This is a genomic window from Proteus terrae, assembly GCF_003144325.1.
Classification (GTDB): domain Bacteria; phylum Pseudomonadota; class Gammaproteobacteria; order Enterobacterales; family Enterobacteriaceae; genus Proteus; species Proteus terrae.
Genome location: NZ_PENS01000011.1, coordinates 141,623 through 156,662 on the forward strand (window position 1 = coordinate 141,623; position 15,040 = coordinate 156,662).

General features: G+C 38.1%; 16 protein-coding genes. 4 read left to right on the top strand and 12 right to left on the bottom strand.

Annotated elements, in window-relative coordinates; translation table 11 throughout:
* Nucleotides 1–82: 82 nt before the first annotated feature.
* The 6 genes from DK857_RS12580 to DK857_RS12605 all read right to left on the bottom strand — a co-directional run bounded on the left by DK857_RS12580 (nt 83) and on the right by DK857_RS12605 (nt 4,504).
* Entirely contained in the window at nt 83–814 is a 732-nt protein-coding gene (locus tag DK857_RS12580) for a DNA/RNA non-specific endonuclease (RefSeq protein ID WP_227003169.1), read from the bottom strand.
* Between the two features lie 524 nt (nt 815–1,338).
* Entirely contained in the window at nt 1,339–1,815 is a 477-nt protein-coding gene (locus tag DK857_RS12585) for a DUF6392 family protein (RefSeq protein WP_109402351.1), read from the bottom strand.
* A 58-nt stretch (nt 1,816–1,873) separates the two neighbouring features.
* Complete coding sequence (locus DK857_RS12590) at nt 1,874–2,317, bottom strand: YcgN family cysteine cluster protein (protein ID WP_109393824.1); 444 nt, start codon at nt 2,315–2,317, stop codon at nt 1,874–1,876.
* A 36-nt stretch (nt 2,318–2,353) separates the two neighbouring features.
* A complete protein-coding gene (locus tag DK857_RS12595; RefSeq protein WP_109402352.1) occupies nt 2,354–3,010 on the bottom strand; it encodes a fumarylacetoacetate hydrolase family protein in 657 nt (218 codons plus the stop codon).
* 54 nt (nt 3,011–3,064) lie between these two features.
* Nucleotides 3,065–4,192, bottom strand: a complete 1,128-nt coding sequence (locus DK857_RS12600; protein WP_109393826.1) for a lytic murein transglycosylase — start codon at nt 4,190–4,192, stop codon at nt 3,065–3,067.
* Nucleotides 4,193–4,216: 24 nt separating this feature from the next.
* Entirely contained in the window at nt 4,217–4,504 is a 288-nt protein-coding gene (locus tag DK857_RS12605) for a YcgL domain-containing protein (protein WP_109402368.1), read from the bottom strand.
* 133 nt (nt 4,505–4,637) lie between these two features.
* On the opposite strand from DK857_RS12605, the gene minC reads away from it, so the two are divergent.
* From minC to minE, 3 genes are read left to right on the top strand one after another with little or no spacing between them, the layout of a single operon-like run.
* Nucleotides 4,638–5,339 carry a septum site-determining protein MinC gene (minC, locus tag DK857_RS12610; protein WP_109393827.1) on the top strand — a complete coding sequence of 234 codons (702 nt, stop codon included), beginning with the start codon at nt 4,638–4,640 and terminating at the stop codon, nt 5,337–5,339.
* Between the two features lie 22 nt (nt 5,340–5,361).
* Entirely contained in the window at nt 5,362–6,174 is an 813-nt protein-coding gene (minD, locus tag DK857_RS12615; protein ID WP_099660358.1) for a septum site-determining protein MinD, read from the top strand.
* A gap of 3 nt (nt 6,175–6,177) precedes the next feature.
* Nucleotides 6,178–6,447: a cell division topological specificity factor MinE gene (gene minE / locus DK857_RS12620; RefSeq protein ID WP_023582089.1), complete on the top strand. Its 270-nt coding sequence runs from the start codon at nt 6,178–6,180 to the stop codon at nt 6,445–6,447.
* 372 nt (nt 6,448–6,819) lie between these two features.
* Here the strand turns inward: minE and rnd are convergent, their stop codons facing one another.
* From rnd to DK857_RS12645, 5 genes are all read right to left on the bottom strand, one after another.
* Nucleotides 6,820–7,938 (bottom strand): ribonuclease D, encoded by a 1,119-nt coding sequence (gene rnd / locus DK857_RS12625; RefSeq protein ID WP_109402353.1) that lies wholly within the window; start codon nt 7,936–7,938, stop codon nt 6,820–6,822.
* 99 nt (nt 7,939–8,037) lie between these two features.
* On the bottom strand, nt 8,038–9,726 hold the full coding sequence (gene fadD / locus DK857_RS12630; protein WP_109393829.1) for a long-chain-fatty-acid--CoA ligase FadD: 1,689 nt from the start codon (nt 9,724–9,726) through the stop codon (nt 8,038–8,040).
* 302 nt (nt 9,727–10,028) lie between these two features.
* On the bottom strand, nt 10,029–10,625 hold the full coding sequence (locus DK857_RS12635) for a Slp family lipoprotein (RefSeq protein ID WP_109393830.1): 597 nt from the start codon (nt 10,623–10,625) through the stop codon (nt 10,029–10,031).
* 87 nt (nt 10,626–10,712) lie between these two features.
* Nucleotides 10,713–11,414 carry a tRNA (adenosine(37)-N6)-threonylcarbamoyltransferase complex dimerization subunit type 1 TsaB gene (gene tsaB / locus DK857_RS12640; RefSeq protein ID WP_109393831.1) on the bottom strand — a complete coding sequence of 234 codons (702 nt, stop codon included), beginning with the start codon at nt 11,412–11,414 and terminating at the stop codon, nt 10,713–10,715.
* Between the two features lie 92 nt (nt 11,415–11,506).
* On the bottom strand, nt 11,507–13,450 hold the full coding sequence (locus DK857_RS12645) for an ATP-dependent DNA helicase (protein WP_109402354.1): 1,944 nt from the start codon (nt 13,448–13,450) through the stop codon (nt 11,507–11,509).
* 85 nt (nt 13,451–13,535) lie between these two features.
* Between DK857_RS12645 and DK857_RS12650 the strand changes: the two genes are divergently transcribed.
* Nucleotides 13,536–13,880 (top strand): RidA family protein, encoded by a 345-nt coding sequence (locus tag DK857_RS12650; RefSeq protein ID WP_098942664.1) that lies wholly within the window; start codon nt 13,536–13,538, stop codon nt 13,878–13,880.
* 19 nt (nt 13,881–13,899) lie between these two features.
* Here the strand turns inward: DK857_RS12650 and DK857_RS12655 are convergent, their stop codons facing one another.
* Complete coding sequence (locus DK857_RS12655) at nt 13,900–14,772, bottom strand: SDR family oxidoreductase (RefSeq protein ID WP_227003166.1); 873 nt, start codon at nt 14,770–14,772, stop codon at nt 13,900–13,902.
* Nucleotides 14,773–15,040: the final 268 nt, after the last annotated feature.

The following is a 15,040-nucleotide window of genomic DNA, read 5'->3' on the forward strand; positions in this document are numbered from 1 at the left end:
ATATAGCTATTTAGTAATATTACAAAAGGTCACTTTATTAAGTGACCTTTTTTATTACTTACTGAGAAGTCGGTTTAAAAGCTTATTTTAATACCGTACATCCCATTTTTTTGACTAACTCACCTGCTTGAGATTTCACACCTTGAGCACTTTCTGGTAACTGACTCCAAAGTGTTAAACCGGTACGAGCTTCCACTTCTGCTGCCGTTACTTGGAATTCACAGAAATTTGCTTTTTTCGGTGTTTGTTGATCCATAATAAATGCCGCATAAGAGGAGTTTTCTGGTGAATCATTTAGAAAAACCACTTTAAAATAAGCACTTGGAATTGTGTGATCTTTATCTGTACTTGGCAACTTACCCATATCTCTTTCGTAGATAGGCCCTGTAACAGTAAAGACTTTGTGACCTTCTTTTGCCAAATTACGCTCTTGATCTTCTAGTCGTACCCAAGCACCTTGGTTTAAGTCTGCTTTTTGCGGTGTAATATTAGAAAGATAGTTAAGCGCATTCCAGCCTGGTAACGCAGCCAATGAAGCTAGAGGAGCTTGATGACCACGGTCAACTTTTAATGTGGCATTAGCGTTTTTGTAATCCGCTGGCGATAAGGTTTCATCATTACCTAAAGCCGGATCTTTTTTCCAGTTACGTGCTTTACCACTACCAATGCTGTCTTTAGTCACTAAATAAGCAACCCAGTCTGCAAACTTGCTCTCACTATTATTATTTAATGTGTAAACATCGCGTTGAATAGTGGTTTCACTGCCTCCTAATGGACAACCAATACCACAATTTTCATCGTTCATTGCACGCATTGAAGTATCACGAGCAACAACAGATGATTGAGTTTCAAGTTCAGGCACAACCATCATTTCTGAATTAGCATAGCTGGTTGAAACCATAAGCAGTGATAAAACAATTGGAGTAATACGTTTCATATAAAATTCCTTTTTATAAAATAAAGAAACAAAAAAACTCGCCGCAGCGAGTCTTGATGTTTAAATAAGAGAAAATCCAATCTTCTCTTTCAGTAAATTCAGGTAATAAACGGCGAAGAAAAACGCATCATTTTAATAATGATGTACGTTTCAATCACTGAATATGACTCAGAATTTTGCTACGAAATATGGCAGATATTTTCACAACCCTAGAATGCAAAAAGCCCCGCATAAGCGAGGCATTTATTCATCTGGTTGGTGAAATTCAAATTTCCCACCATGAGAATAATAGTGAACTACATTTCCCATTTAGTCAATAGTTTTTCTTAAAAAGATTATTTTGTGAATGATTTATTCTCTTATTAACCTTAAAAGGGGAGTTTTTTGTTACTAACGCAATATCAAGCTATGTAGTTAACATCCCACCGTTTTTCTAAACTTTCGCGTAATTCGAAAGTAAGCGAGATCACCACATTCTCACCAATGTAGGGGTATCTGGCGATAAAAATAACCTGATTATTATTGGGTAACTCAAAGACTTCAGCTTCACCTAAATGAAGTGACATCACAATTTTCTTTTTAGCAAAGCGGATTGGTTTTCCATAATGAGCATGTAACCACTCTTGTGTCATTAATGGCTGTAACCCGAAAGGAAGTGCATGGGGGAAATGAAATTGCTTTGTTTTTTCATCAAATAGCGTCAGCGTGATTTCACTTAAACCGACACCATAGGGCTCAAAATATAAGTGAAGAGATTCTTTTTTCATCGCCAAACTGCCATTTTTAGGTTTGGACTTATAAGGAATTAAATTTTGATCGTAAACATCTTGATACTTCTTCCCTAATTGGGCAATTAGCCCAGCAATATCTATTGTCATTACTTACATTCCTTAATAAAAAGCTCCTATAAAGGAGCTTTTTAATGAAAATAAGAAATTAACCACGCCCTTTCGGACGATTAAGAATATGATCTTCCCAATCTTCAACTTCAGCTTCTGGCACCGCAATATATCTTACAGAAATATTACCTTGGTGCATTTTTGCTTTATTACCTGCAATAAGTGGATGCCAACTTTGTAACGTTTTGCCTTCTGCTAACAGACGATACGCACATGTCATTGGTAACCACTCAAATGTCGGTAAATTATACCGTGTAAGCTTGATACAATCTGGCTCATAACGGAAACGATCTTCGTAATTACTGCATTGGCAGGTTTTAATATTTAGCTGATTACAAGCGACATTGGTAAAATATATCTCGTCAGTATCATCATCCATTAACTTGTGTAAACAACATTGCCCACACCCGTCACAGAGCGATTCCCACTCATCATCACTCATTTCATCTAATGTTTTAGTCTGCCAAAAAGCCTGTGTCATCTCTACGTTATTACCTTATTGCTCATCTAATACAAATTAAATAACCCGCGTTGTCAGCTGATGTTCATTAACACTTAATACCAACATATCGCCTGATTCTAGAGGGCCAACACCTTCCGGAGTTCCCGTTAAAATCACATCACCAGGACGTAGGGTAAAAAAGCGAGACATATAGCTGATAAGGGGTAAAACAGGGGTTAGCATATCACGACTGTTACCCTGCTGACGAATCTCGTCATTAACACGTAACATTAAATTTGCGTTTTGTGGGTCGCCAAATGAATTGACAGGGATAAATCCAGATAATGGTGCAGAGCCATCGAACGCTTTACTTTTTTCCCATGGTTGCCCTGCTTTTTTCAATTTGCCTTGTAAGTCACGTAATGTGAGATCAAGGCCAATACCGAAACCCGCAATTGCGCGATCAACTCTATCTTCATTAGCTTGTTTAAGTGGCTGACCAATCAGTACTGCTAATTCAATTTCGTGGTGAACCGCACCCATATCTTTTGGGATAGCAATAGGTTGGCGAATATCACACATAGCTGTTTCTGGTTTGATAAAAATCACAGGCTCTTCTGAGCGAACGGATCCCATCTCTTTAATGTGATTTGCATAGTTACTACCAACGCAAATCACTTTATTGACAGGAAAATCAAGTAATGCACCTTCCCAATCACGATGTTGATACATAATGTGTTCCTTTTAGGTAGATTGCTGTGTTTTATTTCACTGTAAAAAACGCGATTAACTCGCGTTAGGTAGTGAATTTATTTTATTAGCAACGCCATCAGCCATAGTAACGATGCTGAGAGCAAAAAAGTAAGAGCTGTTCCAATGCATAATCGTACGGAAGTTCTGTGTCACTAAATAGCTTCTGTGCAAATCATCATCAGGAATAATTAACCATGTTGACATAGCATCGTTCAATTGACTATTTGCAGGCAATTGAACACCCAATGCTTTCCATTGAGCGACCGTTTTTTTCTGTTCGGTCTTAATACCTTCAAGCTGTTGGTTAAAATCTACCGCTAAAGTAACCTGTTCTCCCCAAGGAAGTCCACTTTTCCAACCTTCCGTCGCTAAATAGTTAGCTGCCGAAGCAAATGCGTCTTCTTGGGTATTCCAAATATCAATTTTTCCGTCACCATTGCCATCTGCGGCATAAGTTAGGAAAGAAGATGGCATAAACTGAGTTTGTCCCATAGCTCCTGCCCAAGAGCCTTTGAGACGTTGTCCTTGAGGAATATACCCTTCCTCAATAATCTCCAATGCTGCCATTAGTTGGCGTGTAAAGAGTTCTTCTCGACGACCTTCAAATGCGAGTGTTGCAAGTGCAGAAACAACATCTTCTTTGCCCTGCACTTTACCAAAGCCACTCTCAAGTCCCCATAGCGCAACAATATAGTTTGCAGGCACACCATATCTCTTGCTGATTTGTTCTAGAGTATCTTGATTCTCTTGATAGAGCTTAGCCCCTTGGTTTAAACGGCCGTTAGTGACAATGCGTGGTAAATAAACATCGAGTGTGATTTTCTTTTCCGGCTGATTACGGTCTGATTTAATCACTCGTTCAATAAAATGCGCTTCTGAAAAAGCAAAATCTATTGTTTCTTGTTTATATCCCAACTGAGCAGCTTTCAATTTCAGAGCTTCAACATAAGCAGGAAATTGTGCAGAAATACGAGTCTCTTTAGGAAATGCTTGTTCTAACGATGCAACATCCACTTGTTTCCATCGAGGCGTTTTTTGTGTTTCAACTGCCTTTGCCTCTGGTGCAGTAATTTGTCTTTCAGCCAATTTTTGTTGGCTATTAGTACACGCCGATAACATTAAACCGGAAACAATCACAGCGATGAATGAATATTTGAACATTTATGCTCCTTTTATCTCGATGATTTATTCAGTTTTTTCTGATTTTTTTAATTCATCTAAATAAGCATTTAACATACTTTCGACAGGTGGCGGAACTTGTAAATAAAAACCCTGCTCAACTAATGCTTTTTTGACTTTTTCAATGTCAGCATGCGCTAAACGCTGTCTATCCGCGAGATTAAGCAACATTGAAAACTGTGGTTCGCCAAAACTTTGCAATAATTCGTCCGGAATTCGAGAGAAATCACCCTTTTTTTCGATGTATAAATAAGTTTGATCACGTTTGGTACTACGGTAAATTGCACAAATCATTTTCATTAAACTCTAATTATTAAAATAAGCGACTTGCCTGAATATTTTAGTAAATATAACATGCTTATATACTTTCGTAATATCGTCTCTGGTTTTTTGTGCCAGATTATAAAAAATTTACTGAGTCAGATAGATGTCAAACACGCCCATTGAGTTAAAAGGCAGTAATTTTACCCTTTCAGTACTCCATTTAAACGATGGAACACCGAAAGTTATTCGTCAGGCAATTTCAGAAAAAATTGCACAAGCGCCTCAATTTCTGAAAAATGCACCTGTGGTTATCAATGTCTCTGCTTTAGCAGATGAAAATATTGATTTTAAAAAACTGAGGCGAATTGTAGAAGATGCTGGCTTACGAGTCGTGGGAATTAGTGGTAGTTCAGACGCTCAACAGAAAGAAGCGATAATTGCCGCACAGTTACCTATCTTAAATGAAGGTAAAATAGTTAAGCCGAGCACTCAGGCAAATAACGATAAAACGAATGAAGCACCGACAGCTGTTCGTCAAAAAACAAAAATCATCCATACTCCTGTTCGTTCAGGTCAGCGCATTTATGCTCAAAATAGCGATTTAGTTGTTATTAGTAATGTGAGTGCAGGCGCTGAATTAATTGCTGATGGTAATGTTCATATCTACGGTGTATTGCGTGGACGTGTACTTGCTGGCGCATCGGGTGATAAAGAGAGCCATATTTTTTGTACACATCTGTCTGCTGAGCTTGTTTCTATTGCTGGTCAATATTGGCTAAGCGACCAAATTCCTACAGACTTTGTTGGTAAATCAGTACAACTTAGCCTGCAAGAGAATGAATTAACAATCGAGAACTTAATTTAGAGCATCGACAAGGAATCACTCCATGGCACGCATTATTGTTGTTACGTCAGGTAAAGGTGGGGTTGGTAAAACAACTTCCAGCGCGGCCATTTCTACCGGCCTCGCTCAAAAAGGTCATAAGACGGTTGTTATCGACTTTGATATTGGGTTACGTAATTTAGACCTTATCATGGGTTGTGAACGTAGAGTTGTTTATGATTTTGTTAATGTTATTCAGGGCGATGCATCTTTAAATCAAGCATTGATTAAAGATAAGCGTACAGAAAATCTGTTTATTCTCCCTGCTTCACAAACAAGAGATAAAGACGCTCTCACCCGTGATGGTGTAGAACAAGTATTAGATGAACTCGATGAGATGGGTTTTGATTTTATTATTTGTGACTCTCCTGCGGGTATTGAAAGTGGCGCATTAATGGCCCTTTATTTTGCAGATGAAGCCATTATTACAACAAACCCTGAAGTATCATCAGTACGTGACTCCGACCGTATTTTAGGAATTCTTGCTTCTAAATCACGCCGCGCTGAGCGTGGTCAAGATCCAATTAAAGAACATCTTCTATTAACTCGTTATAATCCTGGCCGCGTTAGCCGTGGTGATATGTTAAGTATGGAAGATGTCCTTGAAATTCTATGCATTCCACTATTGGGTGTTATTCCAGAAGATCAATCTGTTTTACGTTCATCTAACCAAGGTGAACCTGTTATTTTAGATGGCGAATCTGATGCAGGTAAAGCCTATTCAGATACAGTAAATCGTTTGTTAGGTGAAGAACATCCATTCCGTTTTATTGAAGAAGAGAAAAAAGGCTTTCTGAAACGCCTTTTTGGGGGGTAAAAGATGGCTTTACTAGATTTTTTCCTGTCGCGTAAAAAGTCGACAGCTAATATTGCCAAGGAGCGTCTACAAATTATCGTGGCAGAACGTCGCCGTGGTGATAGCGAGCCAGCTTATTTACCTGATATGAAAAGAGATTTATTAGGTGTCATCTGTAAATATGTACAGATTGATCCAGAGATGCTTTCTGTTCAATTTGAACAAAAAGGCGATGATATCTCTGTATTAGAGCTAAATGTGACTTTACCTGAGAGTGAAGAGCCTACAAAGTAAATCATATTTTACGCTTTATCTAAGTCATTATTCACAGAGCCAGCCATAAACTATAATCAATTTGATTGGCTCTGTGTTTAATTATATACATATTGAAAACACCTGAATGCGCAAATAGCGCTATATCTTGTTGCTATTTTAATCATTGGTGATAAGTCACAGGAGAGCGATTATTTTGTCATAATACTTACATTTACCAATAATCTATTTAGTCTATTTCTACCTTCACCTTCTTTAGGTGTTTTTGTGTGCAAAAAATAAGAGCCTCAAAAGAGACTCCTATTGTTATTCTTTGTTTTGTTTATTTATGGAACTAACAATTCCTTTTTATTTTAAGGAGATTAAATATTAGAAAATAAACAATCAGCAAGACTATGGATATTGCGCCAGAATTTCTGTCACTTTTTCTTCTAATAATGCTTTACGCCAACGTGAAGTTAATTCAGGTTGCCCTTCTTTTATTTTCCAATGAATACTTAATAACTGATTAATCTGTCTTCTTGAAGCTAACAGTTCAGGGTTGTAGCGTTTATCTTCACTAATTTCTTGAATAACCGCTTTAATCGCTTTAAATGCTTTTTTGTAGTTTGGTTGTTCAATTAAATTACCAATAGGCTCTGGGCAATCTTCATCTTTAATTTCTTTAGCTTTAGCAACAAAATCTAATAAACGACGACCATGACAACGAATTTCTTGGCCTGAAAGCGATAATGCATCGAGTTCTGCTAATGAGGATGGAAGGTAACGAGCAACAGACCATAGATGTTCTTCTCTTACAACGAAGTTTAATGCCATATCTCGAGCTTTGGCTTGATTTAAGCGCCACTGAGCAAGCATTTGTAAGCATGCTAATTGTTGGTCTTTTAATTGCCATGCATTGCTAATATCACGATAGACGAGCTCTGGTACAACCGTTTCTTGTCGACGTTCTGCAATCATTTTACATTCATCTGCGATCGCATCCATATAGCCTGCTTCTTCAGCTTCTTCAATTAATTTTTCAGCTAAAGGTAGCAAATAGAAAACATCACCACTGGCATATTGGCACTGTTTTTCAGTTAAAGGGCGCGCTAACCAGTCTGTTCGGGATTCACTTTTATCTAGTGCAATATTTTCATATTTCTCAACTAATGTCGCAAAACCACAAGAGATAGGATGCCCTAAAAATGCAGCCACCACTTGAGTGTCAATCATCGGTGTTGGAACACAACCAAACTGGTGAGAAAAAACTTCGAGATCTTCACTTCCAGCATGGAGAAACTTCATGATGCTCGGGTTAGTTAATAGCTCAACGAAAGGAGCCCAATCCTTAATTGCTAACGGATCAATAAGAGAGATCTGTTTACCGTCATACATCTGGATCAAACCAAGATGAGGATAATAGGTACGTATGCGGACAAACTCTGTATCTAAAGCAATTTTTGAAGCCTCTGAAGCAGCTTTACAGGCGGAATCTAGTGCAGTGTCTGTCGTAATCAATTGATAATTCAAAACAGGTTTCTCTTGTTTTTATGTCTAATGACTTTTTTATGTAATCACAAAAACGCCGGTATAAACCGGCGAAATTGAAAAAGGTTATTGAGTGTTGTATCAAGATTCAGTTGAGGTTTTCAACTCTTTTTCTTCATTTCTTAACTCTCTGCGTAAAATTTTACCAACATTTGATTTTGGTAATTCATCACGAAACTCAATAATTTTAGGGACTTTATAACCTGTTAGGTAACGACGACAGTGCGTTTTTATCTCATCTTCCGTTAATGATGGATCTTTTTTCACAACGAAAACTTTAACTGTTTCACCTGAGTTTTTGCTTGGTACACCAATTGCAGCCGACTCCAAAACCTTAGGATGTGCCGTAACGACTTCTTCGACTTCATTAGGGTATACATTAAAACCCGAAACTAAGATCATATCTTTTTTGCGGTCAATGATACGAATAAAGCCTTCGTCATCCATTGTGGCAATATCACCTGTTGCAACCCAGCCATCATGTAGGACTTCATCAGTTGCATCAGGACGATTCCAATAACCTTTCATTACCTGAGGGCCACGAACCCACATTTCACCGCCTACAGTGCGGTCAACTTCGTTACCTTCATCATCCATAAACTTCACATCCGTTGAAGGTACAGGTAATCCAATACTGCCACTGTATTTTTTCAGATTATAAGGGTTACCGGTGACTAAAGGAGAACATTCCGTCAAGCCATAACCTTCTAATAAATGCTTACCTGTTAACTCTTCCCACTCTTTAGCAACACTACTTTGAACAGGCATACCGCCGCCAACGGAGAGATTCAATTTGGAGAAATCGAGTTGACGAAATTCTGGATTTTGCAACCAAGCATTAAATAAAGTATTTACGCCAGTGATTGCCGTGACAGGGTAACGTCCTAGTTCTTTAATTGTACCTTTCACATCACGAGGGTTAGTGATAAGTAAGTTTTTACCACCAATTTCAATAAAGAGTAGACAATTAACGGTTAAAGCAAAAACGTGATACAGCGGTAATGCAGTGACCACCAGCTCTTTACCAACGTTTAGCGCTGGTACATAAGCTGCTTTCGCTTGCTCAAGGTTCGCTAACATATTGCGATGCGTTAACATTGCACCTTTAGCAATTCCCGTTGTGCCTCCTGTATATTGCAAGAAGGCTAAATCTTCACCTGTAATTTCAGGTTTAATATATTGCATACGATAGCCAAAATGCATTGCTCTACGAAATGAAATGGCATCAGGCAAGTTATATTTAGGCACTAATCGTTTGATATATTTAACAACAAAATCAACGAGTGTTGCTTTAGGACGAGATAATTGATCGCCCATTCGGGTTAAAATAACGTGCTTAATGCTGGTATTAAACACAATTTTTTCGAGCGTATGCGCAAAGTTAGAGACTATTACAATGGCACTTGCACCACTGTCATTTAATTGATGTTCAAGTTCTCTTGGTGTGTAAAGTGGGTTTACGTTTACGACAACCATGCCTGCACGAAGAATACCGAAAAGCGCGATAGGATATTGCAGTAAATTAGGCATCATTAAGGCGACACGATCACCTTTTTTCAATCCTAAGCCATTTTGCAGGTATGCTGCAAAAGCACGGCTACGCTCTTCAAGTTTGCGATAAGTCATGACCTCGCCCATATTGATAAAGGCGGGTTGATCTGCGTAATTTGCGACAGCGTTTTCAAGCATCTCAGCAAGGGATGCGAAACGGTCCGGGTCAATTTCAGCCGGAACATCTGCCGGATAACGTTTAAGCCAGACTTTTTCCAAAGTAGTACTCCTGATTAATCGCACTTCTTGGGTTAATATTATGTTTCATTTTTAACAAAGTATTAACTCATCCTACCAGCACAAACAATTTTCTGTTGTGAAGATGCGAAGTGTGTCACTAAATATTTTATTTTTAGATTAACAAAAAAGAAGGCGGTCAAAACCGCCCTCTCTTTTATTTTTTATTCAACTTTAATAACTCTATTAGATAGTTACCTAATATATTATAGATATCGATTATACACCGTTTCACACAAATGGAGGTGAAATATTATATCGTCATGCGATCTAATACCCACTTTTTATTCTAAAACGGGCACAACCTGACCAGTTCCATATGGATATCCACCATAACCGCCATATCCATGGTGATAACCCCAATATGGGCCATCGCCATAATATCCCCATGTCATAACTGGTGCGGGCATAATGACTTGCTGTGTCAGTGTCCAGCGTTTCATACCTGTCACATCAATACGTAAAAATGGATAACTAGCCTCACCAACTTTGCCAGTTTCAACACCTTTGATAGTACCAACAACGGTTACGTATTGATTTTTATAATCAGAGGGATCTAAGAAATGCATAACATTAGCATAGAGACGCCCAACAGAAGGTTGATGTAATTCGGGCGCAGCATCGTATTGAGAAAGAGGCATAACGGCAATTTCTAGCTGCGTTGATGATTGAAGATTTTTAACATCAATCACACGTCCACCAAAACGCCCTTCTTGACCAATATAAAGTTCAGGCGCAACAAAAACACCATTTAAATTAGTCACTGGCGTTGCTGATGTACCTTTTATTGATTCAGGTATAGAGACGCATCCCGCTAGAAACAAAGCACCAGATAAAAATAGCGCTTTGCTTACCAAACGGTAGTTTAATTGTCTGTTCATAAACCACCTCATTGCAAGTCAATATTAACGTTACTCTATAATAATATTATAGCTTCACTCTTCCGCATCTAATAGATACTTCTAAATCTATTCACGGCCAGGCAGTTTTTTCCATGTCACTTCATTACGTAAATAAACTGGCTCGGCGTCTTCAACTTTCGTTGCTTTACCTTCATGCCAAGCGGTTACAGCGAGAGGTAACATATCTTGTGCAGCAGGAAGCGTAATCTCAGTTTCAACGACAGTAAAAGGCAGTGCCTCTTTTAAATCAGGATAAGCTTGCCATCCTGTACCTGCCATCGCCCATGTTCCTGTTGTTAATTGTAATGCTTCAATAAATTGCTCAGGTTTCATCACAGCTTCAGTGTCTTCGCCTATCCAAATACCTGCATCATTACGCTGATATTGAGCGCAATAAATTTCACCCATACGCGCATCTATTGCCACAAGAACTTGTTTGATGCCCGTTGTTCTAAAGACACCTTCAGCCATTGTGGCAAGTGATGAAATACCAACCATTGGTAACCCTGCACCTAGCGCGATACCTTGCGCAACACCTACACCAATACGAACACCTGTAAAACTTCCGGGTCCTCGTCCAAAAGCAAGTGCATCTAATGATTGCAATGTGATGTTTGCTTCTTCTAAGGCGCTTTTCACCATAGGCAAAATCTTTTGTGTATGTTCACGAGGTGAGATTTCAAAACGTGAAGCAACAACGCCTTCATTCCAAACTGCAACTGAACAAGATTCTGTTGCAGTATCAATTGCTAAAATTCGCAGTGACACGCCATAACTCCGGCAAATTCGATAATTAAAAGAGGAAGAATAATATCATAATAGTGTTCAACAGAATAAACACACATTCTGTGCAATCGCTATTATGAATCCGATATTTCTTGTATTTCATTCTGCTGTGCGCGTTGGCTCAAAAATTTCATTGTTTTTTCGAGTGAACGCGTGCGAGGTGATGGAGGCAAACTACTTAAAAAAACTTCACCATAAGCACGAGAAACTAACCTATCATCACAAACTATAATTGCACCATAATCGTGTACATCACGAATTAATCGCCCGACACCTTGTTTTAAACTAATAACAGCATCAGGAATTTGGACGTCTCTAAAAGCATCTCCGCCTCGCAATTCACAATCTTCAATGCGTGCTCTTAATAAAGGATCATCAGGTGCTGTAAATGGTAATTTGTCAATAATCACGCAAGACAACGTATCGCCACGCACGTCAACACCTTCCCAAAAACTTTGGGTCGCAACTAAAAGCGCATTTCCTGATGAAATAAATTTTTGCAGTAATTGCGTCTTACTCATTTCACCTTGCATCAATACAGGTAATGGCAAATTGGCTTTAAACTCTTCAGCAAGTCCACGCATCATTGCATGTGAGGTACAGAGGAAAAAACAGCGACCTTGGTTTTTTAAAATAACTGGCGTTAGCATAGTGGCTAAACGTTTCGCCGTATAAGGCTGATTTAATGGTGGCAGATAACGTGGCACACAGAGTAATGTTTGATGTTGATAATCAAATGGGCTGTTTAGGATCAGGGTTGTCGCATTTTCTAAGCCCAATCTATCTGTGTAATAAGACATCTGCTCATTTACAGAAAGTGTTGCTGAGGTAAATATCCAACTGCTTTTATGCGATTTGATTAATTCGCGAAATTTATCCGCAACAGATAGTGGTGTGATAGCTAATAAGAAATGGCGACCATAACTTTCAAACCAATAACTATAACCCGGAATTGTGGTATCAATCAGGCGTTTTAAGCGATTGCGGTAAACTGTGGCACGTTCAAAAGCACTATCAAGTAATTGGCTTCGCCCTAACGAGAGTTTCATTACGTCATAACTCAGTTCTAAGGCATCATCCAGTAACGTTAGAAAACGTTTTGTTTCACCACCTTGCAATAGCTCACGTAAGTTTCCTCGATAACCTGTCTCCCCTAACGCTAGGCGAAAATCCATCACCATTTGCGTTAATCTATCAGCACTTTTTTGTAACTGAACTTGGTCTCTCACTTCTGTGCGATAAGCAACGGTCATATCTCTGGCGAGATCAAACAACTGTCTACTGGTAAGTTGTTGGCCAAAATAATGGCTAGCAATATCTGGAATTTGATGAGCTTCATCAAAGATCATAATTTCAGCTTCCGGAATTAGCTCACCAAAACCGGTATCTTTAACGACAGTATCCGCCATAAATAAATGGTGATTAACCACCACGACATCCGCATCCATTGCTTTTTTACGTGCGCTTAAAACATAGCACTCTTTATAACGAGGGCAATCACTCCCCAAGCAGTTATCGTTAGTGCTGGTGACTAAAGGCCAAACTCGACTATCTTCAGCAACACTATGACAACGGCTAACGTCACCATCTTCTGTTTGTGTTGACCATTGGCGCACATACATGACGTCAGACAAAACTTCAGCTTCCAGATCACCACCACTGAGCATTTGCTGATCAAGTCGTTCTAAACAGAGATAGTTAGAGCGCCCTTTTAATAACGCCGTATTACCATCATAATTAATCGCTTCAATGATCGTAGGTAAATCTCGACTATATAATTGATCTTGCAAGGCTTTAGAGCCTGTTGAGATAATAGTTTTTTTACCCGAACGCAATGCAGGTACAAGATAGGCATACGTTTTTCCAGTACCTGTACCCGCTTCAGCAATAAGTACACCTTGCTTATCAATAGTTTCCGTTATTGATTTCGCCATTTGTCGTTGAGCTTCACGGGGATGAAATCCTGGAATAGTTCGGGTTAAAATCCCGTTTTCTGCAAAATCGTCTGACACAGGCATACTCTTTTTATAAAATAAGACGTAAATTATGCCAGTGGATAACCAAAAGTACCACCTATGCCGTTAATACAAAGGAGAACTCATAATGACAATTAAACGTATCGACCCTGAAGATCGCTGGTCTGAAGCCGTTATTCATAACGACACCATTTATTACACTGCCGTACCAGAAAACTTATCAGGCGATATTATTGAACAAACAGCAGACACATTAGCGGCAATTGACGTTTTGTTACAACGTGTAGGTTCTGATAAAACTAAAATTCTTGATGCGACAATCTTTTTAGCTGATAAAGCCGATTTTGAAGGTATGAATAAAGCGTGGGATGCATGGGTTGCCAAAGGTAGCGCACCTGTGCGTTGTACTGTGCAAGCACAATTAATGCACCCTGAATATAAAGTTGAAATTAAGATTATTGCGGCAATGTAAAAATATTTAATGAGCACCTTTAAAGGTGCTTATTTTTTAAATTAACTTTATTGGCTAAATCAAGATAGTATTCTGACAAATGCTCATTACCATATACTTCACCAATATGACTCTTACCCATAAATGTTAAGAAAAACTCAAAAGGCCCATAAAATTTTTGAGAAGTAAAATGACGTAATATAAAAATAGTCATTTTTCTTAATGCATCAGGTAAGTGGATGATTTTTATTTTTTTATTTAATGCCATACTTGCAAGTTCAGCAATTTGATTTAATGACAAAATATCAGGTCCACCCACAGAAATTTCTTTCGTATCATGCCCTATCATTTTAATCACAAATTCGGCTAGATCTTTTCCAGAAATAGGATTTATTTGCTGTTCTCCAGAACCAAATAAATAGATTTTTCCTGTAGAAGCCATTTGCAAAAAATCCCCCATATCACTGAAATAGCCATTAGGTCGAATAATACAATAAGGCAATTTAGATTGTTTTAACTTATCAACAAACCGTTCTTTAGCTTCAAAGATCTTTAACTGACGATATTTATCGCCATCAATCGCCGAAATATAAATAAACTGTTTAACTGATGATTTTGTTGATTCATTTAACAAATTTAGATTAGCTTGATAATCAACATCCATATAGGTTAACCCCTCTTTTTGTCGAGTGATCCCTACTGTGGAAATAACACAATCAATATCTTTTGTACTATTTGTTAATTGCTCAGGCTTTGTTATTTGACCAATAAAAATATCATCAACATCAGTAAACAGTGTTGCTTGCGAGCGACTTCTGACTAAAACACGCACCCAATAGCCTTGTGTTTTTAATGCTTGTACAAGAAATCGCCCTAAATAACCTGTTGCACCTGCAACTAATATCCGTTTCATCTTTATTCCTATTTTTTCCATGTTATCAGTAAAAAATAACATCAATAAGAAAATAATAACAATAGTGTTTTTCCATAAAAACTCTGCACATTCACTATTATTAAAGATATAAAGAATATTTTAATTTTACTGCTGTTTTGATCTCAACTTATAACCTTTGAAATGTCAACAGACTATCAGTCTGCAATTTTAGATACCTTTTTCTACTATTTAAATTTATTGTCATTATGTTTTATATCGTAATCGGTTTGTATATAAAATAACTTTT